Origin of the sequence: Cognaticolwellia mytili (assembly GCF_002104475.1) — a bacterium.
Lineage (GTDB): Bacteria > Pseudomonadota > Gammaproteobacteria > Enterobacterales > Alteromonadaceae > Cognaticolwellia > Cognaticolwellia mytili.
The window spans coordinates 183335-206518 of record NZ_NBOF01000005.1; the positions used below are offsets into that span (position 1 = coordinate 183335).

Below are 23184 nucleotides of genomic sequence, written 5' to 3' on the forward strand. Positions count from 1 at the left end.
TACAACGTCAGAAGCTAGCCACAACAACTTGACTCGGCACAACGACTATCTTGCTGCTGACTATTGCCTGTTACTAAAAAAGTATTTGTTAGGTAGAAGTTGGTAAACAGCGCCTCAAAATCAGCAGATGTCGTATTTTCAGCAACGCCTGATGTTAATAAGGCCGCCTGCCATGCCTGCATTTTAGGTAACCCGCATAAAAAGTCGAAACCTGTGTGTTTTTTAATAATATTAGCGCGATGTAACAGCGGTAACCAGGCAATATCAACATTACTTAAAGCATTAAATTTAAAAAACGTATTAGCTGTCGACAGCTGCTGCTCTACTTTTGCAAAAACGGTGCTTAGTTTGGCTGACTTTTGCGTAAAGCTTTCTTCGTCTTTACTGCTCATGGTGCCACACTGTGCTAAATAGTTTTTTGTACCTAAATAACTCCAAGCTCTGTCTATTGCACGTTGCTCGTTCGTTACATGCCCTTCAATACCACCAAATTCGTCTTCGATATATTCAACAATAGCGTCCGACTCAAATAACGCTGTGCCCAGTTCAGTGATCAACACCGGCACTTGACCATTAGGCGAAATATCTAAAAACCATTGTGGCTTATCTTTAAGGTCAATATATTCTATTTCATACGGTACATTTTTAGCGTTAAGTGCGGCGGTTACCCGTTGAACAAAAGGGCAGATTTTAAAACTAATAACTTTAAGCATTTTCAATCTCACTTGTATTTAAATAATTAATACCTGTAAGACGGTGCCGACCTAAAAAAGACGAAAGTTATTTCGGATTTTTTGTATTAACCAAGGGAAAATAATCGCTAGACACTTGAAAATAACATTTCATTTACGCCGGTATCAAAGAGTTTTTGTGATGTTTTTTGCCTACTTATTGTCAGACACGTTCTATGTGCACCTTTATCCTGATCTATTTCCTCATTTGCATATTCTTTGCACATTTCAAGTGTATTCTTTAATTAGCTCCCAAAACATTGCTGCTAGTTTTGTATTCAGCGTCAGCAAGAAACTTGTTAAGTGCAATATAGTTAAGGAAATTGAACAATGAAAAAACATTTAGTACACAACCAACGCTATTTCTATCAAATGGTTAATTTTTTATTGCCATTATCATTACTTTTCTCAATACCCGTATTAGCAGATAGTAATACAAACCCGCATCAACTTATTGTTCATACTCATTCAGCAAGTGATATCAGCTTATCGTGGCAGGCACCAGAGGATGTCAGTAATGTTATCGGTTATCGCATTTTTCGCAATGACAGCGAAGTAGCCACAACAGCCAATACAACTTTTATCGATAATGGGCTAAATGTAAATACTCGCTACAACTACCATGTCATCGCTCTCAATAGCAATGGAACCCATAGTGAACCGTCAAATACTGATAGTACAAAAACATTACTAACGGCGGATAATGACGGTTTGCGTAATGGTGCAGGTTTTAGCCAAGGTGGTATGAGGCTAAGTGATGCTTGCCCACAAAATTCAGGACGTAATACAAAACTAGTTGATATTCCGTCAGAAGATTTAGACGGCTGTTTGAATACAGCAATTTCACATTACGGTTTAAAAGGTGGGCTTGAGGATATAAGGGCTTTTACCGCTCGCTTAAGACGACAAGAAGATCCAATGTTGATTAATCTTGGCATGCGACTATTTCATAGTAAAACCTTAAGTCAAAACAATGATACTGCCTGTTCATCCTGTCATCATCCAGCGCTCAGTTGTGGCAGCGACAACCTATCGTTATCTATTGGCGTGAATGCTGACAACCCTAATATTCTGGGTGTCGGTCGCTCTGACGGCAATACTGTTCCTTTAGTTGGGCGTAGCTCACCTCATATCTGTAACTCAGCATTGTGGGTAAAGAGTATGTTTTGGGATCAACGGGTTGGCTTACAAGAGCCCAATAGAAACTCACCTGTTGGCGTTGTTTCAACAGCTGACATCAGAACACCAGAAAAAACCGTCACTAACGCGATGCGAGCTGAGGTTGACAATACTGACCCCTTAAGGTTATTAATTGCTCAGGCACATTTTCCTATTACTGCTGCGGCCGAAATGGGAGATAGCGCGGGTTTTGGCTCACCACAAGATTACCGAGAACATATTGCCAGCAAACTAGTAGCCGATTGGAGCGATGAATTTAATCAAGTATATGGCTCTACAGACATAACCTTTTCTCTTATCGCCCGTGCAATTGCCGCTTATCAAGCCTCATACTTATTTATAGACAACCCCTTCTTTGACTATATTGATGGTGATGACCAAAGCCTAAATGAGGATGAAAAACGTGGTGCTTTGTTTTTTTATGCTGGTGCCGGTTGCGCCAACTGCCATGACGGTGTTTTCTTTAGCCCAGAAAAAACACGTGGCCCACTGTACCCACAAATTGGTGTCAATGCGGGTGGTGACGGTAACGATAAAAACCAATTTAGAATGCCTAGCTTATTAAATGTTGGTATTACTGCGCCTTACGGAGACAAAGGCGTTTTCGCAACGCTTGAACGTGTAATTCAACATTATTCAAATGTTTCCCAGTCGTTGAATGATTTTTATCGCAATAATGAAGTCTGTGATTTGCCACAATTTCAACACTTAAGTATTGCGGAATGTACTGAAATTTCTGGTGACGGTGAAGCGCATGTATTGGCATTAAATGCCGCTAATCGTGCAGTATCTGATCGTGGGGACATCGCAGTAACTCGTAGTTTTAGTACACAAGAAATTGGCTACCTTGCGGCATTTTTGCGCTCATTGACGGATAAAAGCGCACTCGCCGGCAGCAATGAAATGAATGCTTTAACTCCTCCTAGAGACGGTGGGCCAGATGGTCATCAGCTTGATGCGGTTGATAAGGACGGTAAGGCTCTATAACCGTTTATTTTAATAAAAATATGATTGTCAGCAATATTTCTGACAATCATACCTTCCTTATAAATATAGGCTCGATATTTGATTAGCTGTTACTTAACCCAAGTAAGGTTACTTACCCAAATCTTTTAACGCTCTTAAGTCAGTACGTTCAATTTCTTGTGCATAAATAGCCGTTGGCTTGTCAGTAATACTCGAGTACAGCACAACTTTACTGTCAGTGACTTGAATACCGTAATTACCTGATGTGAGATATACCCCACCTGAATAGCGACCCGATGTAGATAACCAGTCAGCTTTATTTTCTTCCAACCACGCTTTTAGCATAATATATTCGGGATCTGTTGCTATCAACTGTACTTTTTTATCGCTACCGTCACTTAAAAACACGGTTACCTTCTCATCAAGCTGCACATCCACCAACTTGCTACAACCGGTAAGCACAAATAACAACGCTGATAAAACTAGCAAATATTTTTTCATTTCATTATCCAATTATATTGAAAAACCAAGACGATACGTCGCAAAAACTGTCACTTCATTTTAGCCTAATCTAAATATGATGACTTGATAAAGCTCAATTTATTAGTTTTTTGTTAAATAAGACAACTTAAAATGAACATAACTTTGTCTATATGTAAAAAAAGATAAACAAAGAGTTTGTTTTATCTGTAACTTCTAAGCGCGAATAAATTGAGCTAAAAACATAAATTCATACACTTCTACTGCCACTTTCATGCTTAGTGCTTAGTGCTTAGTATTTGAACTTAATCTTATCAAAGGGCATGATACTAAAACATTCAACTAACAAATTATACAGGCCTCAATAGAGCGATCACTTTAGAAATTCGCTGAGAAAAAATATGAATCAAATAGCCATAAGTTTTACCTTACTAAGTATTATAATTGCTGCTGCCAGTCTAGCATCTTACTTTTCAAAGCTAAAAAAAAACCAAACACCTGAACACCCAATTGGACTAGCAACAGCACTACCAATAAGTATCGCGCTAGGAGTTTATGCGGTGTTTTCATCAAGCTCGTCGCTAGTAACTTTTGTTACTACGCTTTCTGTTAGCTTACTAATATTAATCAGTGCGATACTGCTGTTTTTTCTTGTGCAGAAAAGAACACCACTAGGAAAGCTGAAAGTAAAAGTTGGCGACAATATTTTACCGTTTACTACAGATGACTTTACAGGAAACATCTTCAACTCTGAGGTTTTAAAGGGCAAAAAAATGCTATTAAAATTCTATCGTGGTTCATGGTGTCCATACTGTAACGCAGAGCTGAAAATGATGAGTAACATGAAGCCAGAACTTGATGCTTACGGTGTCAGTGTGTTCGCTTTATCAGGTGATACCACAGCACAGGTCCAAGCACATATTAAACGTGACAATCTTAATATTTCACTGCTTTCAGATCCTGAATTAGCCGTTGTGAAACAATACGGTGTTGAGCACCAAAAGGCCGTAGGTTGGGAGTCTAATAATATCAAAACCATTTTTGGCATTTCAATGTCATTTAGCATGTTTACCTATCGTTCAATGTCGATACCAACCTCTATCTTAATTGATGAAAACGGTATTATTAAGTGGATTGATCAATCAAAAGATTATCGTATTCGTGCGAGCCATGAGAACTTAATGGCGGTCATTAAGGATAATTTTATACTTAGTTAATTGAATAAGTGCTAATAGTTAAGTATTTTTCATTTTGTATTTACAAGGATTTCACTTAACTTTTGTTTATCTTCTTCACTACGCCTTATATAAAGCTTATGCTATTTCGTAAAAATCACGTTAATACTTTATTTTTATAGTAAATACTAAGCTTCACCAACTCTTCACCAAAGCTATACTGTCTTTTTCATGTGTTCTGATAATGTAAATCATCTAAAAAATTGTCTCAGGTGTTTGGTTAATGAAAAAAATAATTTTTGTACTGTGCGGGTTAATTATTCTTAGTGCTACTGGTTACGCTGCTGAGACTGAACATGCCAGCAAACCTATTGTTAATGGTTACGAGCATCAACATTCATCAACAATATTTTCCGAAAAAAGACGTTACATGGTATCGCTGCCAGAGCGCTATTTGATGAATAAGCGACATTACCCAAGCCTGTACGTTATTGATGCTGACTTTCAATTTCAACATGTGTCAGCGGTAGTAAAAAATCTCACCCGTATGGGAAAAATTCCACCGATGATCGTGATAGGAATAGCGAATCAAGGCGGTGATGACTACCTGAAAACGACAACATGGCCAGATAAGAATGATGATGCTTTCGGTGATGCAGCAAAACTTCAACGCTATATTAGCCAAGAGTTACTGCCGTTAATTGATAAAAATTACCGCACCAATAAGCAAAAGGCGCTTTCAGGGTATTCACTTGGTGGTTTATTCACGCTTTACAGTATGATGCAACAAAATACACCATTTAATGCTTTTCTCGCCATGAGTCCTAGCGCTTGGTTTGATGGCAACAGCTTGCCAAAAAAACTGACACCATTATTAGCAGCAAATAAACTACAAGCACCTGTATTTATTTCTCTTGCTAATGAAGAAGACATGGGTGTTGACGAGGTTGTTAAAGTATTTGAAGCATCGGCAGCTAAATCATTAAGGTGGCAGTACAAGCATTACCCTAATGAAAATCACTTTACTACTGCCCTACCTGCACTTTATGACGGCTTACAATTTTTAGCACCTCATTATGCAATTGATGGCACAGATATGCTGGCAATTGGCGACTATAAAGCAGTATTCGCACACTTTAAAACACAACAAAAAAGTTGGGCAGGTTTTCAGTTTGAATGGTTACACGCCTACCAATTTGCTAAATACATGTTTTGGTCAAAACAAATTCAGCAAGTTGACGAGATATTAGCGGTGATTAAAGCAGAGTTTCCTGAGTCATACACTATGGTAAACATTCATCTTGCCAATGGCTTTAATAAAAAGAAAGATCATCCAAAAGCGTTACAGTTATTAAAGAATGTAAAAGCTGAAGGTGAAAGTTTTCCTGGTTGGCATAAACAAATGAGTGTTTATTATGACGCTATTGATAGACAAGATTTAGCACAAAAGCATCAAGATATTGCGTTAAAGCTAGCTGAGCAATATCAATTTGAAAGCTGGGAAGTGTGGGAACTAATGTAATCTCAACTTAAAATGTTAAATGGCGACTCATTACCTTAGCCGCCATTTATCATATTAACCGCTTTATATAGCTGAAGATGTTAGCCAAATACTCAAGCAGCATTTGTTTTTCATTACTTAGTGCTAAAGCGTGACAAACATCAACTTTAATTTTTAATCCCGATTAATTATTAAGTAAAAGACTGTCGGAAAAAAATAACTTATTCGAAGTCTTCTTCAGTTGACGTTGAGTAATATCACCGTTATTGAGTTAATCTATTAACAAATATTCATAGGTAGAAAGCAAGCTTTCTGCAATATAATTACTTTCATGAGCAACAGAGTCTAAATACGACAATGCCACTGAATTTACACAATCTGTATATTTTTCAGTTCGAGTTTCAGTGCTAGCCGCAGTAACACCTGCTTGAATTGTTTCTTCAATTACTGTGCTACAACCATTTTTATTCTGCCAAAATGCAATGGTATCAGGCACCGACGCAATATTGCCATTATCTCTACCAAAAAATGGGACTTCCTTATCAATAGTACTATGCAAATGGTGCACTGCAATTGAAGTAGAAGTAGAACAAGCATCGAAGTCACCTCTAAACTGACCTGCAAGTGATATCACAGCAGATAATCGCTCTGGTATTTTACACGCCAATTTATATGCCATAAATCCACCAGCTGAATACCCAAAAATAAAAATTTTATTATCTGTAAAAGTGTACTTACTTTGGGCCTCATCGATAACATTTATCAAATAGTCAACATCTGGTGTTTCAGAAAGAGTATTGTTGGTACTTGTCCATTCATAACTAGAGTTATTACCTTTAGGAGCAATGCTAACAAGGTTGAATTTATCTGCTATTGCTTTGGAACCGAATATTTCAGAGACTTTAGTTGGCGCACCTGGGGCGCCGTGTAAAAAAATTGCTAAACCAGAATATTCACTTGTGTCATTTGACGCGTAAGTAATAGCAGATCTATTCCCTATGGTTATGCACGACTGATCACTGTCAATTGAATATTGTCCGCACTTTGCAGTTGCGGTTGGCACTGATGGTGTAGGTGCTGGGACTGGTTGTGATTTTTCATTACTAGAGCCTCCTCCACAACCTGTTAATATCCCCCACAGTATCATATTAATCGTCAAAATTTTTGTAAGTGTGTGTTTACGCATGTCCATAGTTTATCCTTTTCAATATATTTGGAAATAACTTGTAGAAAAACCTTAAAAAGAGCAATAATGAAAATATAATGAAATGATAATTTTTTTTATAATCACAATAAAAACAAAGGCTAACATTCTTAAATGATATTTTCTTTTTCCTCTTTTATCATCCATGAAAATAATTTCACATTAAGCAAAAATGCTCAAAAAATTGAAATCGAGCCAAAAATATTCACTTTACTCTGTTATTTATGTAAAAATTCTAATCGAGCTATTTCACGCAAAGAACTTATCGAAAAAGTATGGCAGGGACGTATTATTAGTGACGCCGCTGTAAACCGCGCAATTGGAGAATTAAGAAAATTAATTGAAATAGATGTTCAAAAGCCTCTGTATATAGTTACTGTCAGTAAAGTTGGGTATCGCTTCAACGCTGTTGTTCATTTACAAGAAAGTGCCAAACTAATTGATAAAAATACAACTAACCTGCCAGGGACTGGTAAGCACCCAAGTCATACGGTTCGACGTCTGATAATTTTCGCTTTTATAGCGACTGTATTAATAGTATTCCTAAGTTATAAGCTCACAGTGAAAAGTGATTTGCTCTTTAGTCTTTCAAAACCTACACCTTTAACAACGGTTAAAGGTAATGCATTTAAACAGCAAATGTTTAAAAATGGCGATGTTGTTTTTATCCATAGAAATTCAAAAAATAAATACGCACAATTATGGCTTCAACCCGCAGGTCTAACAGCATCAAAGTTAACTAATGACTCTTATTATTATACGCATGTAATATTTAAAGACGCTGATACTATATTCGCAACAAGGTTCGATAGTTTGAAAGAAAGGAACTGTCAAATAGTTAAAATTACCATTTCAAATAAGCATATAGAAAAAATTACAGACTGTGCCAAAAGAGCCATTACCCATTTGGCATATAATGCCTCCTCTCGAAAATTATACTTTAACTTTCGAGATCAGGTTTCTCAGCCATATAGCATTCGAAGTATTCAATTAGATACCATGCGAATACAGCAGCTAACAAACTCAAATCCAGAAGGTAATACCAGAGGCGACTATCTATTTTCATTATCTCCTAATGGCAAAGAATTAGCTGTTTTTGAATACCAGCAAGATGGTGGAGCAATGCTTAAAGTGGTTGACTTGAGTGATATAAAAATAGTGAAAAGCTATAACATTTTTTATAGTGTTAATGGACTTGATTGGCTAGATAACCAAACGATACTCACATCTGATAATGAAGGGGTTAAGTCTTTTAATTTAATCACGAAAAAACACCAAGCGCTGCTTGATAGTAAGGGCATAACGCAGGCTGATTATTCCCAACATCTGTCATTATTATCGTATGTTAAGTTCGATGCTACACGAAATATCTATCAGCTGTCGCATCAAGACAACAAGCCAGCCAAAGCATTAACTCATTCACCTTTTACTAACTTTCATCCTATTTACGCTAATACTTCAGATGCGCTAGTTTATCTTTCCACCGATAGCGGAAAAATAGATATTCAATTGATAGATCAGCAGAATAAAGTATCTACGTTGCACTTTCCCGAGTCGATTAAACACATTGTAAATATGAAGTGGGCCAAAGACGATAGCTTCATCATCGTCAGTATAAATTCAAAGTTATATCAATACTCACTACACAACAAGCAGTGGCAAGAGATTAAGGTCAACTTAAAAAATATCCATTATGCAGAGGTAATGAATAACCAGAACGTAATTGTTAGCAGTGACCAAAGTGGAGATTGGCAGCTTTGGGAGGTAGAGTTAGCGTCAGGTAATACCAAAAAAATGACAAAAAATGGGGGCTATAGCGCGAACTATGTAGCTTCAAATAATACTCTATTGGTGAGTAAATATAGTCAGGAAGGTTTATTTCAATTTAACCTCGACACACAATTAGAAACAAAAATAAAAGAAGATTTTAAAATCACTGATTGGAATAAATGGCAAGTTCGTGGAGATAATATCTACTCATGGAAAAGTAATTATATAGTTAGGCGCAATTTGAAAACAAATAAAGAAACCACAATGTGGGAAATTCATGAACCAAATTCTTACTTCTTTAATATCAACTTTAACGAGAATAAAGTTGCATACAAAGTAACCGAACAAGAAAAGGCCAGTGTTTGGAAAAACACTTTATCGCTAAGTAACTAGTTTCAGAGCCAGGCTAGAAGATCAGCGCAAAGCGCAGTACTAAGGTAATAGTTACTCTCTTATCAAGTACTGCAACACTGAACAGATTTTCAGCGGCCGAAACTATTGGCAGAAACTTGGCTCTTCAATTGATAAGGCATAAGTTCGATACTCCATATCAGATTTCAAAATATGTTGCGCTAGCCAATTATAAAGAAACATACCAATTTTATGATGAATATCAGTATGGTAGTTATCAAGCTTATCTTGCAATAAGTGAAATTTTGCTCTCAATTCATCATGTTTTTTAATGTGCTCTTCGGTATTCGGGTAATTAATTTGTCTCAATAGATCTTCTTCTGTTGCAAAGTGCAAATCTATATAAGCAGATAAATTCTGGAACAGCATAATAGCCTTTGCTTTACTATCTTGCTTAAAAAAATCATTTATCATGAAAAAAAGCTCTTTATGTTGCTCATCAATGTCAGCGTTGCCAACCGAGTATTCTTCAACCCATTGAATATCTGTATTATTAGCATTACTACGATGAGGTATTATTTCAATTGGATTTTTAACTGCTTTTTCAATATTTTTTAAAATAGCACTTTTTTTAGACGGTTTAACTAAATAACCACTTAAGCCGAGTGGAATCCAACGTTTTACTTCCGCTTTATCCTTCTGGTGCACATAAGCGATAATAGGTACTTTATTACCTTGGGCACGAATAGTTTTTGTAATATCAAAACCATTAATTTTGGGTAAGTCATACGCTAAAAGCACTACATCGGGCTTAAAGTCGCTAATTTGTGTCAATGCTGTTTGCCCATCATTTACTAGTAGGTATTTAAATGCCGTTTCAGAGAATATCTCGGCTATTACACGAGTAAATAAATTAGATGGCTCAGCAATAAGTACCTTATAACTCACTGTTGCTGTAGGGTTTAATTTTATCTCATCTGACGTCAATAACTTAGTATTCATTCCTACAACAGTTTTCTTTTTCGGCGTACTACGCTTTTCAACGCCTTCTGTTAGCGCTTTACTGTTTAACTTCAAAGTGACAAGTTGATCTAAAATATTCTGAATACCTGCAGAGATGTTTTCATTCATGCCTTCTAAGCTCAAACCCACTAAATTTTGTAATACTAATCTGGCCTCATCACTGTCTAACGCTGCGGCATTCGATGCCGCTAAAATATCTGCTTTGCTATCATTCACTTCTTGAATGAACGATTTTTTCAGTATTACACCGTGCTCAATACAAGAAGCAAGTTCATCTTCACCTTCAGAAATAAGCTTTTCTAATCCTTCATTTTTATGACTCTCTATTAAGTGAAGCTCCTGTAGTAATACCAGTTTTAATCGATAAGGTTCATTAAGTGGATTTATAATAACGTAATTATCAAATAAACCGTTTTCACAGGCTAAATATGCCCGATAGGTTTCGCGACTGTTAATCAGCAATATTGCGTTATGAGGTGCTATTTGTTGCTCATACTTTTCTAAGTAATTAATATAAAGTTGTATGGTATTTTTAATATTATTTGATGATAACAACAGTATTTTAGGCTTAGTTTCGGCAATAGTACGCAGCTTTTCGGGGTTATATTTATAGGCATTAAACTTGAGCTCTAACTCCATAATTTGCTGAATGGCAGCTTCAACATTATCACGTTCTTGATAAATCATCACAACATCAGGCTGACTCGATATTTTCATAAATAGTTGATCTCACTTTGTCGATTAATATTCGCATACTTATGATTAAATTTAGTAAGCCACAGTTCAAAATCATTAATATTAAGTGGCTTGCTATAAAGAAAACCTTGCTGATTAAAACAGCCCAACAAGGTTAACTTTTCCGCTTGCTCTTTGGTCTCTATTCCTTCTGCGATCAAATCAATATTGAAAGTTTGTGATAGTAATATTACAGCCATCACAATTGCTGCGTCTTCTTGGCTATGTTCAATATGATCAACGAAGCACTTATCTATTTTCACATTATCAATCGGCAGGTTTTTTAAGCGTTGTAATGACGAATAACCCGTACCAAAATCATCAATAGCGACTTTGACACCTAATTTTCTAATCGCATACAAAATATCATTATTATGTTGATTTTTTTCAGAGAATATAGATTCTGTCACTTCGATTTCAAGGCAGTTACCTGGCAACATTTCTTCTGCTAAAGTTTGCTGTATCTGAGCTAAAAAGTCATTTCTTTCGAACTGTCGTAATGAAACATTTATCGCCAATATACCAGTAAACAAGCCACTTATTCGCCACTGTTTAAGCTGATGGCATGCGGTTTTTAGAACAAAATATCCCAACTCTCTAATAGAGCCATTAGCTTCGGCAATAGGGATAAATAGATCCGGAGCTATCAGCCCCTGTTCGGGGTGATTCCATCTAAGTAAACATTCAACACCATAGACTTCATTCGTCTTAGTGTTTATTTGTGGTTGATACCAGACCTCAAATTGTTTATTTTCAATCGCTTGGTAAATTTCATTTTCAAGCTCTAAACGCTGCTGTATCAGTTGCTTTTCTCGACTATCAAAAAATATATAGTGATTTCCGCCGATTTCCTTCACTTTATTCATAGCAACATTGGCAAATGAAATTAACTCTCTTACATCTGTAGAATCGGAAGGGAATTGGCTAACACCAATGCTGATAGTACTTTTAAATTCACCATATTCAGTATCAAATGGCATTTCAAAAAGTGACAAGATTTGCTGACAAATTTTATCTAAGTTCATTAATGGTTTTGTGCCTTCAATAACGACAATAAACTCATTCCCACCGCTACGAGCAATAAGGTCATTGTCACGCAACTTTGCATAGAACCGATTAGCAACACTCTTTAATAGCGCATCCCCCACTTCATGTCCAAGTGAATCATTAATAACTTTAAATCGGTCCAAATCACAAAGAAATACAGCAAAGCAGGTTGGAGTTTCTCTATGATTTAAAAATAAACGTTCGATTTTTTCAAAGAGTAACTCTCTATTAGGTAAGTTAGTTAATGTGTCATGATAAGCCTGAAAATGTAGCTCTTCTTCCGATTTTTTACGGTTGCTAATATCAGTAAATTGGCAAATATAGTTAGAAACTTTACCTTCTACATCCTTAGTGCTGCTGACGTTCAGCCATTCTGGATAAATTTCTCCATTCTTTCTTTTGTTCCAAATTTCACCTTGCCAACAACCTTCATTTTTGATTCTTCGCCAAAACTGCTTATAAAACTTTTTATCTTGTATTCCTGAGTTTAAAATAGCGGGGGTTTTACCTATCACATCTTTCTGTGTATAGCCGGTAATAAGCGTGAACCCCTTATTGATATTTTTTATGTAGCCTTGATTATCAGTTACGATAATGGCTTCATTAGTATGATTAAAAATTTTTTCAATAATAGAGGCATTAACTTTCGATATATCTGAATCATTAACTTCTTTCACAAATAATAAAATGTGATCTTTATTATCTATACGACGACAAAAAAAACAAATTTCAGCTGAAAAATTCGTATCACTTTTTCGTTTTAATATTGAATGATAATGACCAAAGGCTTCATTGTCAGTTTTACTACATATTTGCTTCGCAGAAAATTTATCAAATTGCTCAATTGATAAACCAATTAAATCTTCCTTTAAAAATCCTGTCATAACAAGGTATTTGGTATTCACATCAATCAAAACACCATCGGTGTTTAAGATTAGAATTCCTGCTGTCATTTCAGCTTTATCAAAGCTTTTCATTTTATATCCTATCCCTGACAGTAAAGTAAAAAGTCACCGCCTATTAGGCTTGCTAGAGCATATTAATAATATTAGTAAAGATTATATAAAATACAATTAATTAGGCACTATTAACTACTAAGGATTGTTAAGCCTTCTATTGAAGTCGAGAGCAAAATAATTTATCAGTTCGGTCAACGAAAGAAGGGCTAAGTCGTTACTTATCACTTACGAAATAATTAGGGTTCACGCCAACATATCCATAATATTAGTTGATATTCTATGCCTTACTAGTCATAGCCAAATTTTTAGGTTTCAGAGCAATAAACTTGAATACAAAAATGTACAAAAGCACATGAAAATGGTTCCAACCGATAACAAAATTGAAGTGAATTATGGCTACTCTAATGTAAGCCAAAACAAAAATTTTAAAAAATAATGGGAAGTAACTTCACCACGCAATAAAAAAGGCAACAGTGATGATAGCAGTTATTGCGCCCTTTACGTTTCAACAACTAGCGTAGTGAATGAGCAAGGCGAGTTCTAGGACAAAAAATTGCTAGTATTTCATAGTAGAATTAGGACATAAGGTTAAGTTAACGATTTTAAATATAGTGTATTAGTAAATAATCTTGGATCGTCAATTTTTTTTAACATAGAAGCATCAGGTAAACAATCATCATCAACATAATCAACAAAGTCGCCCGCAGAATCAAAAACTAAAATATCCAACGCTAACCGGTCTAAGCCATATAGACCACGATGAATCATATCTGCAGAAAAAACTAATAAGTCTCCGGCAGTCAATGGAATTTTTTTACCCGCAGGCAAATCTTCATTACTTGCTCTGCCCTTCTCTTCTTGTCTAATATTAAACTCTTCTTCGTTATCCCAACGCTTATGTGTACCAGGAACCAGTTCCATACCAAGTTCATCAAATAACGGCACTCTAAGATGTAACACCTGAGTTTCATGGATGACCTTTTTTTGTACATCAACATCATGGTCATACTGACAGTCTCGATGCCAAAAATCTTTGAGTTGCGGGTTAACCGGGTTAAAAAATAACTGCGTATTCATAAATGCTGGTTTGGTCGCTATAACCGTGTCTACAATATTCATTATTTTTTTTGAGCTAATAAAGTTGAAAAGTGTGACACGATCATTCGACGCAAGGTATTTACTCCCAGTAATTAAGGAAGAGTTAAAAGCGACTTCTTCATAGAAAGCTGTATTATCTTGCTTCCATAACTCATGAAATTTTAATATTACCTTTCTTAGAGACGATATTTCAACGTCACTAAAAAAATCTCTAATAACAAAATAACCTTGTTCATTATAGTCGTTATTCCATTGACTGCGCTTGTCTAACATTTACTACTAGTGCCTCTATTTTTAAATAAATTAAGGTTTGCCCTAAAGGAAAAAACGGCCCGACATTGCAATCGTAGTCTAATACAATCATTAATCAGAGCATTGCTTCATTATTTATTACGCTGGTAAAGTCATCTAGAAAACTCATCAATATTTAAAAGTTATATCTTTTTAAGAAGGCTATTTATCGAATTTATGCAGATAGATAAGCACTTATCTATGTTAACAAGCGTTTAGAGTTGCTTTATTTCTCACTTCAAACTCGATGACGCAATCATTTTTCATAGCAAATATCATTGATATACCAAACTTTTTCACCTGTAGGTGTTCGTACGACAACTTCGTCATCTACTTCTTTTTTCAAGCATGCCCGTGAAATCGGTGAATCGATTGATGAATAATCATTTCGGCCATATATTTCTTCCGGCCCGACAATACGAAACTTTAGTGTTTCTGCATCATCGTTTTCTAAGCTCACCCAAGCACCAAAAAATACTTTTCCTTCTTGTTGAGGGCCATAATCTACAATTTTAAGCTCTTCGAGTATTTTGCGTAAATAACGTACTCGGCGGTCAATTTCACGTAGACGTTTTTTATTATACTGGTAATCAGCATTTTCACTGCGATCACCTAAACTAGCAGCCCATGAGACTTTACGAGTTGTTTCGGGCCTGTCCTCTCGCCAAAGCTTATTTAACTCATCTTGAAGTAAGACATAGCCCCGTCGAGTAATTAATTTAGTTTTCATTGTCAATATTTTAGAATCCGTAATTCTTTCTACTGAAATAAACATCCATGAAAGAGTAGTCATTGCACGAGGTGAAAATTTAATCTCTATTTTTTCACTGCTCTTGCAAAAATAACATCATAAGAGCTAATTTTTTACTTGTCACTATTAATGCTTTTTTGAATTAGTCCATAAAGCTTATATATCTTTATTTTAATCTTATCACTATCTAGCGCGCTAAATTTTGAAGTAACATTTCAGCACATATCTTAGCGATAAATTTCCTAAAAAGTTGATCTAAACAATCAATAGCAGATTAAAAAGCAACTAAATGCACTAAAAATATCGAAGATAGCTCAATTCTCTTGTTAATACTGTAAAAAGTATCTACCTTTTATTATTATCAATTGAAATTTCAATAAAATTTGCGATATACCTTATTGGTGACTAAATTACCTCAGTAATGTTAAATTAATTTTCCCTATTGAATATTTAGCCACATATTAAAACCATAAAAGACATCGTCAATATATGACGCCGACCATAGATCATTAAGGATACACAATGAAGTTTTTGCACAAAATAATTATTACGGTGAGCATTATTTTGACCTTATCATTAGGGTTATTATCGGCCAATATTTATCTGCAGGTGAAAGCTGAAATTGATCAGCAAGTAAGCGACAGTGTTAACGAACTTACTTCTTCTATGTCTAATCACGTTGAAGAAGTGCTATCAAGTAAAGCCAACCTTACAGCTTATGCTACATCATTATTAGCTGAAGACTTCTCAGATGAAAGCTTTCTGAACTCGTTTGGTCAACCTATGATTATGGAACAGTTCGAATTAGCAGGCATTGGCCGTGAAGATGGTTCTTGGATTGGTAACAACCCTAATTGGCAGCCACCTAACTTTGTCCCAAGTGCTCGTGGTTGGTATAAACAAGCAAAATCGGAAGATAAATTAGTTTTTACACTACCATATGCTGACGCGTCCACAGGAGAAATTTTAATTTCAATTGCTGCCCCTCTAAAAAAAGGCAATCAATTTTTTGGTGCCATTTTTACTGATGTGAGTCTGAAGGACTTAGCTAGCATCAGTAATAGCGCTAATTTATTTGGCGCGGGTTATGCGTTTATTGTTAGTAACGATGGTAATTTTGTTGCACACCCAAATGCTGAGCTAAATGGCAAGCCAATGGCGGAATTATTCAACACTACGGTTAACATCACTAACCAGCCAATAGAGATGGAAGTTTCAGGAAAACAGAGCACGGTTGTTTTTCGTACATTACCTGACTATGGTTGGGCAATGGGGGTAGTACTTGATAATGAAATTATTAATCAGCCTATCACAAGTTTGCGTAATCAAGCTATTACCTACTCTCTTATCGCTATTATTCTTGCTCTTTTTATTATGCAGGCCGTATTGAATCATCTCATGAAGCCTCTAGATACTTTCAATCAAGCGATGGAAAGTATCGCTTGCGGAGAAGGTGACTTAACTCAGCGCTTAAACACTAAGCTTGAACCAGAGTTTGCGCAAATAGCTAAAAGCTTCAATCAGTTTTCAATTCGTATCCAAGAACTCATAAAACAGGTAAAAACCACAAGTAGCAGCATCATGGCAGAATCAACCCAGGTTGCGACTGGAGCAGGCGACTCTGCAAAATCAATGGAACAACAAAACCAAGAAGTAGTGCAGCTTGCAACAGCAATGACAGAGATGGCGCAAACCGCTGCTGAGGTGGCTAATAATGCTCAGAGCGCAGCTAAAATAGTGCAAGACGTCGACGAAGCGGTAATTCAAGGAGTTGAAGCGGTCGGGCATACCGTTAGTTCAATTACAGATTTATCAGTACAAATTGATCAGGCTGTTAATGTCGTTAGAGAACTTGAAAACGATACGGTTAGCATTGAGTCAATTTTGAGTGTGATCACTGAAATTGCCGGACAAACAAATTTATTAGCGTTAAATGCGGCAATAGAGGCTGCACGAGCAGGAGAAACGGGGAGAGGCTTTGCTGTAGTAGCTGATGAAGTAAGAGGCCTTGCTGCCAGAACTCAAAATGCTACTTCAGAAATTAAAGAAAAGATTGAGAAGTTACAATCAGGTGTTGCTGCTGTTGTTTCTGTAATGGATAGTAGTAAGGTCACCACAGAAACCACGGTGGATAAAGCAAACCTAGCTAATGAAGCCAATAGCCAAATTCGAGACAACGTTTCTCAAATTATTGATATGAATTTACAGATTGCCAGTGCAGCCGAAGAGCAAAGTGTTGTAGCTGAAGAAATGAGTAAAAACACATCAAATATTAATGATTTATCTGAAGGTGTTTTAAGAGTTGCGACAGAAACAAATGCTGCAATGAAAATACAAGTAGACGATATAACTAACCAAGAAGAACTATTAAACCAATTTAAAGTATAAACAGTCACTTAATAAAGTAAATGCAGGCAATATATCGCCTGCATTTTTAACTGACTTAATATCTAAAAGCTTAAGTTGAAACTCACGCAAAGCCCTCCATGTTCCCGATTTAACAGTTTAAGCTTCCCTTGGTGCCCCATCACTATCTCATTACATAATGCTAGCCCAACACCAGTACCCGTCGGTTTTGTAGTAAAAAATGGTAATAACGCTTGTTGCTGTTGCTTTACACTCAGCCCAGTACCACGGTCAAAAACATTAAAGATCAATTTCCCACAATGCTGCTTCATTTCAAAGCTAACATCTGTTAATTTAGAACCTGACTCTTTAGCATTTTTAACTAAATTAATAATTACCTGTTCAATCTGCCCAGCATCAAACACTGCTTCTACTCTCACCACATCAAAGTAACAAGACACGCCAACTAAAGTTTCAATTTGTTGAAAGAAATTTTTTAACGTTACCGCTTTAAAGTTTGGCTGGGGCAAACGGGAAAAACTAGCATATTGCTCAATAAAACCATGTAAATGACTGGCGCGATTACCGATGGTTTCTAATACATCGTTGAGCATATGACTATGCTCTGGTTGTGTAATAATTTTTTGTGCTGAGCGTGTTAGTGATGAAATAGGCGCTAAAGAATTATTTAACTCGTGGCTAATTAATCGAATGACTTGTTTCCACATATCAGTCTCTTTACGCGATATTTCGTTGGTCATGTTTTTATATAAATATAACTGGTGCTCACGACCATTAAGCATAAATTGTTGGCAGTTCATATTATAAACTAATGCTTGTTCGTCTTGTAAATCAGTAACTAAACCTTCATCGCGCGCCAGAGTTGCAGTTTGCAATACTGGTGTCAGGTTAGTCAAAAGAGCCGTAAAGTCTCCGCCCTCTAATTTTCTGCTCTGGCAAAACATTTCTTTTGCAGCTAAATTGCTATACACCACCTTATCATTACTATTCACCAGTACCATTGCCACGGGGGTACTTTGAATAACAGTATCGAGTAGCAGCTCACGTTGAAAAATATCCATACGCTCATTACGCAGTACCGTTGCTAGCTCATTATAAATTTTTACTAGGTTCGATACTTCACTGTAATTTTGGTTATGAATAGTGAGACTAAAATCGTTATCTTTAAACGCATCAATGCCGTTATCAATTGCTGATAGTGTTTTCATTAATGGCGCTAAGCACCACTTAGATACCAGTAATAACGCCAACAAGAAGCCAGCACTCACCAGAATCACTTCAATACTGATAAAGCTAGCTTCTTTGGGTAAAGCAAGTAGTACAACACCATAAAACAGCATCACTATGGCAGTGGCTGCATATAAGCGCAGGAATAAAGACCTTTTTAGCATTAACCTACTATCTCAAATTTTTTCATGCGGCGGTAAAGTGCAGAACGACTAAGTCCTAATAATTTTGCCGCTTCAGAAATAACACCACTGGCATCGGAAATCGCATGCTGAATATCTTCTGCGGTGAGCTCTTCAGTATTAGCCGATGAAGTAGTTGACTCAGGTAACTGAACATTTAATGCTAATATTTTTTCATCAATAACTTTATCACGAGCGAGTAATGACACTCTTTGCATAACATTTTTCAATTCTCGGATATTGCCAGGCCAAGCGTAATGTTTCAACGTTAAGCATGCTTGCTCTGTCAATTGAAAAGCTTCACCTAAAAAATGCTCTGCCAAAGGTAATATATCGGCTTTTCGCTGATTTAATGCCAACAAAGGGAGCTCTATAACATTTAAACGATAATATAAATCTTCTCTAAAATCGCCTTTGGCTATTGCGCCTTTAATATCGGCATTGGTGGCACTAATAATACGTACGTTAACTTTTATCGTTTCACTACCGCCAATGCGTTCGAATTCACCCGTCTCAAGCACTCGTAATAGTTTTGCTTGTCCATCTAGTGACAAGTTACCAATTTCATCAAGAAATAGCGTTCCGTTATTGGCTAATTCAAAACGCCCAATGCGACGTTTCGTAATGCCGGTGTACGAGCCTGCTTCAGCACCAAAAAGCTCTGCTGCCATCAATTCAGGTGAAAGTGCACCAACATTTACTTTAATAAATGGGCCTTGGCGACAACTTGAATTGGCTTGTACAATTTCAGCAACCTTTTCTTTACCTGCCCCATTAGGGCCGGTAATTAATACCGAAACATCAGCATGCGCAACTTGTGTGGTGATCTGCAATAAATTAAACATGGCATCGCTTTGGTAGCGAATACCACACAGATCATATTGTTGTGCCAGTTCTCGTTGTTGACGATTATGCTTTAAGGCACTCTTACGATGCGCTTGTTGTAACTCACTAAGCTCGATTAAGTTATTAACCGTAATGATGAGTTTGTCATCATCCCAAGGTTTTGAAATATAATCACTGGCACCAGACTTGACCAAATCGACGGCGGTTTCTAAATGCGTCCATGCGGTCATCAAAATTATTGGTAAGTCCGCAAATCGGCGACGAATTTCGTTAAATAACGTAATACCTTCTTCGCCAGAAGTCGTATCTTGTGTGAAATTCATATCTTGAATTACTAGATCGTAGTGCGAATTATCAAGCGCCGAAAGCCCTGTTTCTGGTGTTAAGCAATGATCACAGTCCAGCTGATTAATGGTAAATAAGACCTTTAGTGCGTGAGCAATATCTGGATTGTCGTCAATAACGAGTATTCGAGCTTTCATTTATCTTTATACCTTTATCCATGACATATATTTTCAGGGGTATTTGTAATATGTTAGTTACATTTAATGTACCGGCTTATTTGCTCTTAAATCATCACGTGCATGAACTTTTCCACGTAATATAATTTTATCAATAGCGTCCCAAGCCTCAATAGTTTTCAACGGGTTTTCATTTAGTAACAATAAGTTCGCTACCTTACCATTTTCTACGCTGCCATAGTCATCTGCTAAATTAAATTGTTTCGCGTTATTAATAGTCGCCGCTGCCAATACCCCTTTTAGACTAATTCCAGCTTGCGCCAGCATTTGCATTTCCTGATATGTGGTTAACCCCGGTTGATTAGCATAGCTTGGGCTTCCTGGAAAATCAGACGCTATAAGCATTGGATGATGGACACTATCAAGATAAGTGATTACCTGCTGATTTTTCCTCGTACGGCCATAAAGAAATATTTCTGCTATTTTTTCTGACGATAAGCCATCAAATCCTGCAATCAATTCCTTAGTAAACCATTGTGCAGCTGGTGTTTTATACCAGTTTAGTAATGCTTTAGGTGTAGTTTTTAAAAACGCTGAGTTGTGTTTAGTTTCAGGTAACATCACTTCACCAAGCCCGGCAATAACACGCTGTGTTGCCATAAATCCAATGTCTTTACTTTTTACTTCGTTCAACAACGTCAACATTTCATTTGGTAATTGCTGATTTCGACTATATTTACCCCAGTTCCAAAGTCCATGGGCAAGCATATCAACCTTCGCATTAAGCGCTGCTTGATACATATCTATGGCATTGGCGTGCGCTAAAATCATCAAATTATTCTTTACTGCTGCAGTTTTAATTCGCTTTAGTGTTGCAGGACTCAATAATGGCCACTGGTTACTGTCTCCATAACCATTTTCAAAATACAGTTTTATACACACCGCACCGGAATTAGCTATTTTTGTAACCAGACTTTCCGGTGAATTTTTGTCATCTACGGCAGTATTCTCTTGTACTAAATACGAGAAAATTTCATCTGCAATCTCTGGCATTTTTTCGATATAAGGAAAAGTCTCTTTTGAGGTGATCACTTCACAACGAAAATAGTCTGGATGTATTTCGCCGCTAACAAATTCTGACCAGTGCTTTCCAGGATTCGGATCAACAACATGCGTCACACCATGGTACAAAAAACTTTTTGGCTGTTGGGTAAAGTACTGCATTGCCAGTTCAGTGTTTTCAACTACATGCTTTTCTCCACCAAATCCCATGCCAGGTATAGAAGAGACATGAACGTGGCTGTCCATGATGCCCGGCACGAGAAACTGGTCACTACCATCGATAACATGGCGGTATTTTTCTTCCTCCACAATCCGTACATTATTATCGATAATACGATCATCAACAATGAGTACATTGCGATTCTCCTGCACCATTTCAAGCTCTGGCGATATTAAGGTGACATTTTTGACAAGTAAACCTTGCTTTGCCACGCTCAAAAAACTCATTACTGACAATAGTACGATACCTGAGACTTTCATTTGCTTCCTTTCCTAAATAAATTCAACCAGCATAATATTATGATTTTTTAATATTATGCTGGTTTTTCGGTCAACTACGCACTGCGTGTCACGATGGCAGGGGCAATATTAGCGGCACGTTTAGCTGGAAACCAAACCGCCAAAATATTCACGACCCAAAGTAATAGTGCTGTCATTAACAAGACACTGAGGTTGAAAAAGTTTTGACCTGCTTGCTCGGATAACTCAAAAGTAATCGACAAAGTTACCGCGACACCAATCACTAGTCCAATCAAGGTTAAAATACTATTTTCAGTCAAAAAGTAACGCATAATATCACTCTTTTTAGCACCTAATGCGCGACGTGTTCCTATTTGCTTACGCTTTTGTGTTACTTGAAAAGCGGTTAAGCCGGTAATACCTAGACCTGTAATTATCAGTAAAACGACGCTTAAGACTAAAAAGGTTAAGGCGCGACTACCACGACCATCATACATACGCTTTTGTGTACGCTTTAACAACTCACTGGAATTGATATAACGGCCACGCTCTAAATAGAATACGTCGATAATATCTTCTAGTAATGCAACCGCTGTACCTTGTTCCACACGCATTAAGTAATGCGGTTGTTGAGTTTGACTCCACTTAACTTGAGGGCGAATAATCGACTGATATGACTTACCTCGACCATTCAAACGCTCACCAGTCATAAAGTTACTATAAACACCAATAACTTTTACCGGATCAGCATTTTTTGCTAACCAGATAGTTTTGCCAATAGCAGAGTCATCGCCAAATAACACCTGCGCCATATCTTGACTGATCATTACTTCAGCAGCACTTTGTGGCGTCGATTCAATATCACCTTTAACCACATCGCTAGCAGTAATTAACCGTCCATCAACCAATGACAGCTTTAAAACATCAATAATTTGTTCATCTGATTCAAATACAACGGTTTTAAAACCCTGTGCGTCTTCCTCTGTTGCCAAGTAGACATCAATCATATTCTCAGCAGTAAAAGGCACAGCATTTGATGGCGCAGCATTAATAACTGATGGGATCTCTTTAACACGTTTAAGGTCATTGAACATTGCTTGGCCAACATCTTGGCTATCATCAAAAAACTCCGGTGAAATCCGCACAATATCCTCATGCGGAATGCCTGAGGGCTTATTCCACTCTTGTAATGTTGTGGTTGCAACCAGTACTGAACTGCTTAGCACGCCCATGGTGAAGGCAATCTGAATAATCATCAGCATCGCCATAAATTTATTTTGCTTTAGTCCAAGAAAAATCGGTTTAATATCCATACTTTT

At 36.7% G+C, this 23184-nt stretch carries 16 protein-coding genes; 5 read left to right on the top strand and 11 right to left on the bottom strand.

Going from position 1 to position 23184, the window contains the following annotated elements:
• Window positions 1-14 precede the first annotated feature (14 nt).
• A complete protein-coding gene (locus B7C41_RS16535) occupies window positions 15-713 on the bottom strand; it encodes a glutathione S-transferase family protein (RefSeq protein WP_085300063.1) in 699 nt (232 codons plus the stop codon).
• A gap of 348 nt (window positions 714-1061) precedes the next feature.
• Here B7C41_RS16535 and B7C41_RS16540 point away from each other — a divergent pair, with 348 nt between their 5' ends.
• A complete protein-coding gene (locus B7C41_RS16540) occupies window positions 1062-2897 on the top strand; it encodes a cytochrome c peroxidase (RefSeq protein ID WP_085300064.1) in 1836 nt (611 codons plus the stop codon).
• A 108-nt stretch (window positions 2898-3005) separates the two neighbouring features.
• Here the strand turns inward: B7C41_RS16540 and B7C41_RS16545 are convergent, their stop codons facing one another.
• Complete coding sequence (locus tag B7C41_RS16545) at window positions 3006-3377, bottom strand: hypothetical protein (protein WP_085300065.1); 372 nt, start codon at window positions 3375-3377, stop codon at window positions 3006-3008.
• Window positions 3378-3757: 380 nt separating this feature from the next.
• On the opposite strand from B7C41_RS16545, the gene B7C41_RS16550 reads away from it, so the two are divergent.
• On the top strand, window positions 3758-4573 hold the full coding sequence (locus B7C41_RS16550; protein ID WP_085300066.1) for a peroxiredoxin family protein: 816 nt from the start codon (window positions 3758-3760) through the stop codon (window positions 4571-4573).
• 241 nt (window positions 4574-4814) lie between these two features.
• Window positions 4815-6053 (top strand): alpha/beta hydrolase, encoded by a 1239-nt coding sequence (locus B7C41_RS16555; protein ID WP_085300067.1) that lies wholly within the window; start codon window positions 4815-4817, stop codon window positions 6051-6053.
• A gap of 250 nt (window positions 6054-6303) precedes the next feature.
• Here B7C41_RS16555 and B7C41_RS16560 read toward each other — a convergent pair whose 3' ends face one another.
• On the bottom strand, window positions 6304-7224 hold the full coding sequence (locus B7C41_RS16560) for an alpha/beta hydrolase family esterase (RefSeq protein ID WP_085300068.1): 921 nt from the start codon (window positions 7222-7224) through the stop codon (window positions 6304-6306).
• 126 nt (window positions 7225-7350) lie between these two features.
• On the opposite strand from B7C41_RS16560, the gene B7C41_RS16565 reads away from it, so the two are divergent.
• On the top strand, window positions 7351-9399 hold the full coding sequence (locus B7C41_RS16565) for a winged helix-turn-helix domain-containing protein (RefSeq protein ID WP_085300069.1): 2049 nt from the start codon (window positions 7351-7353) through the stop codon (window positions 9397-9399).
• A 102-nt stretch (window positions 9400-9501) separates the two neighbouring features.
• Here B7C41_RS16565 and B7C41_RS16570 read toward each other — a convergent pair whose 3' ends face one another.
• From B7C41_RS16570 to greB, 4 genes are all read right to left on the bottom strand, one after another.
• Complete coding sequence (locus B7C41_RS16570) at window positions 9502-11097, bottom strand: bacteriohemerythrin (protein WP_085300070.1); 1596 nt, start codon at window positions 11095-11097, stop codon at window positions 9502-9504.
• Window positions 11094-13139, bottom strand: coding sequence for a sensor domain-containing protein (locus tag B7C41_RS16575; RefSeq protein WP_085300071.1), 2046 nt, complete (start codon window positions 13137-13139; stop codon window positions 11094-11096). The genes B7C41_RS16570 and B7C41_RS16575 overlap by 4 nt, the downstream gene beginning before the upstream one ends.
• 570 nt (window positions 13140-13709) lie before the next feature.
• Window positions 13710-14492: a phytanoyl-CoA dioxygenase family protein gene (locus B7C41_RS16580; protein ID WP_085300072.1), complete on the bottom strand. Its 783-nt coding sequence runs from the start codon at window positions 14490-14492 to the stop codon at window positions 13710-13712.
• 274 nt (window positions 14493-14766) lie between these two features.
• The gene (gene greB, locus B7C41_RS16585; protein ID WP_085300073.1) at window positions 14767-15240 is read right to left on the bottom strand and encodes a transcription elongation factor GreB; all 474 of its coding nucleotides are present in this window, start codon (window positions 15238-15240) and stop codon (window positions 14767-14769) included.
• 543 nt (window positions 15241-15783) lie between these two features.
• Here greB and B7C41_RS16590 point away from each other — a divergent pair.
• Entirely contained in the window at window positions 15784-17649 is a 1866-nt protein-coding gene (locus tag B7C41_RS16590; protein WP_085300074.1) for a methyl-accepting chemotaxis protein, read from the top strand.
• A gap of 62 nt (window positions 17650-17711) precedes the next feature.
• Here the strand turns inward: B7C41_RS16590 and B7C41_RS16595 are convergent, their stop codons facing one another.
• The 4 genes from B7C41_RS16595 to B7C41_RS16610 all read right to left on the bottom strand — a co-directional run bounded on the left by B7C41_RS16595 (window position 17712) and on the right by B7C41_RS16610 (window position 23178).
• Window positions 17712-19019 (bottom strand): sensor histidine kinase, encoded by a 1308-nt coding sequence (locus B7C41_RS16595; protein ID WP_085300075.1) that lies wholly within the window; start codon window positions 19017-19019, stop codon window positions 17712-17714.
• Complete coding sequence (locus B7C41_RS16600) at window positions 19019-20365, bottom strand: sigma-54-dependent transcriptional regulator (RefSeq protein ID WP_085300076.1); 1347 nt, start codon at window positions 20363-20365, stop codon at window positions 19019-19021. Before B7C41_RS16600 ends, B7C41_RS16595 begins: the two co-directional genes overlap by 1 nt.
• 63 nt (window positions 20366-20428) lie before the next feature.
• The gene (locus tag B7C41_RS16605) at window positions 20429-21886 is read right to left on the bottom strand and encodes an amidohydrolase family protein (RefSeq protein WP_085300077.1); all 1458 of its coding nucleotides are present in this window, start codon (window positions 21884-21886) and stop codon (window positions 20429-20431) included.
• A 74-nt stretch (window positions 21887-21960) separates the two neighbouring features.
• On the bottom strand, window positions 21961-23178 hold the full coding sequence (locus B7C41_RS16610; RefSeq protein ID WP_085300078.1) for an ABC transporter permease: 1218 nt from the start codon (window positions 23176-23178) through the stop codon (window positions 21961-21963).
• Window positions 23179-23184: the final 6 nt, after the last annotated feature.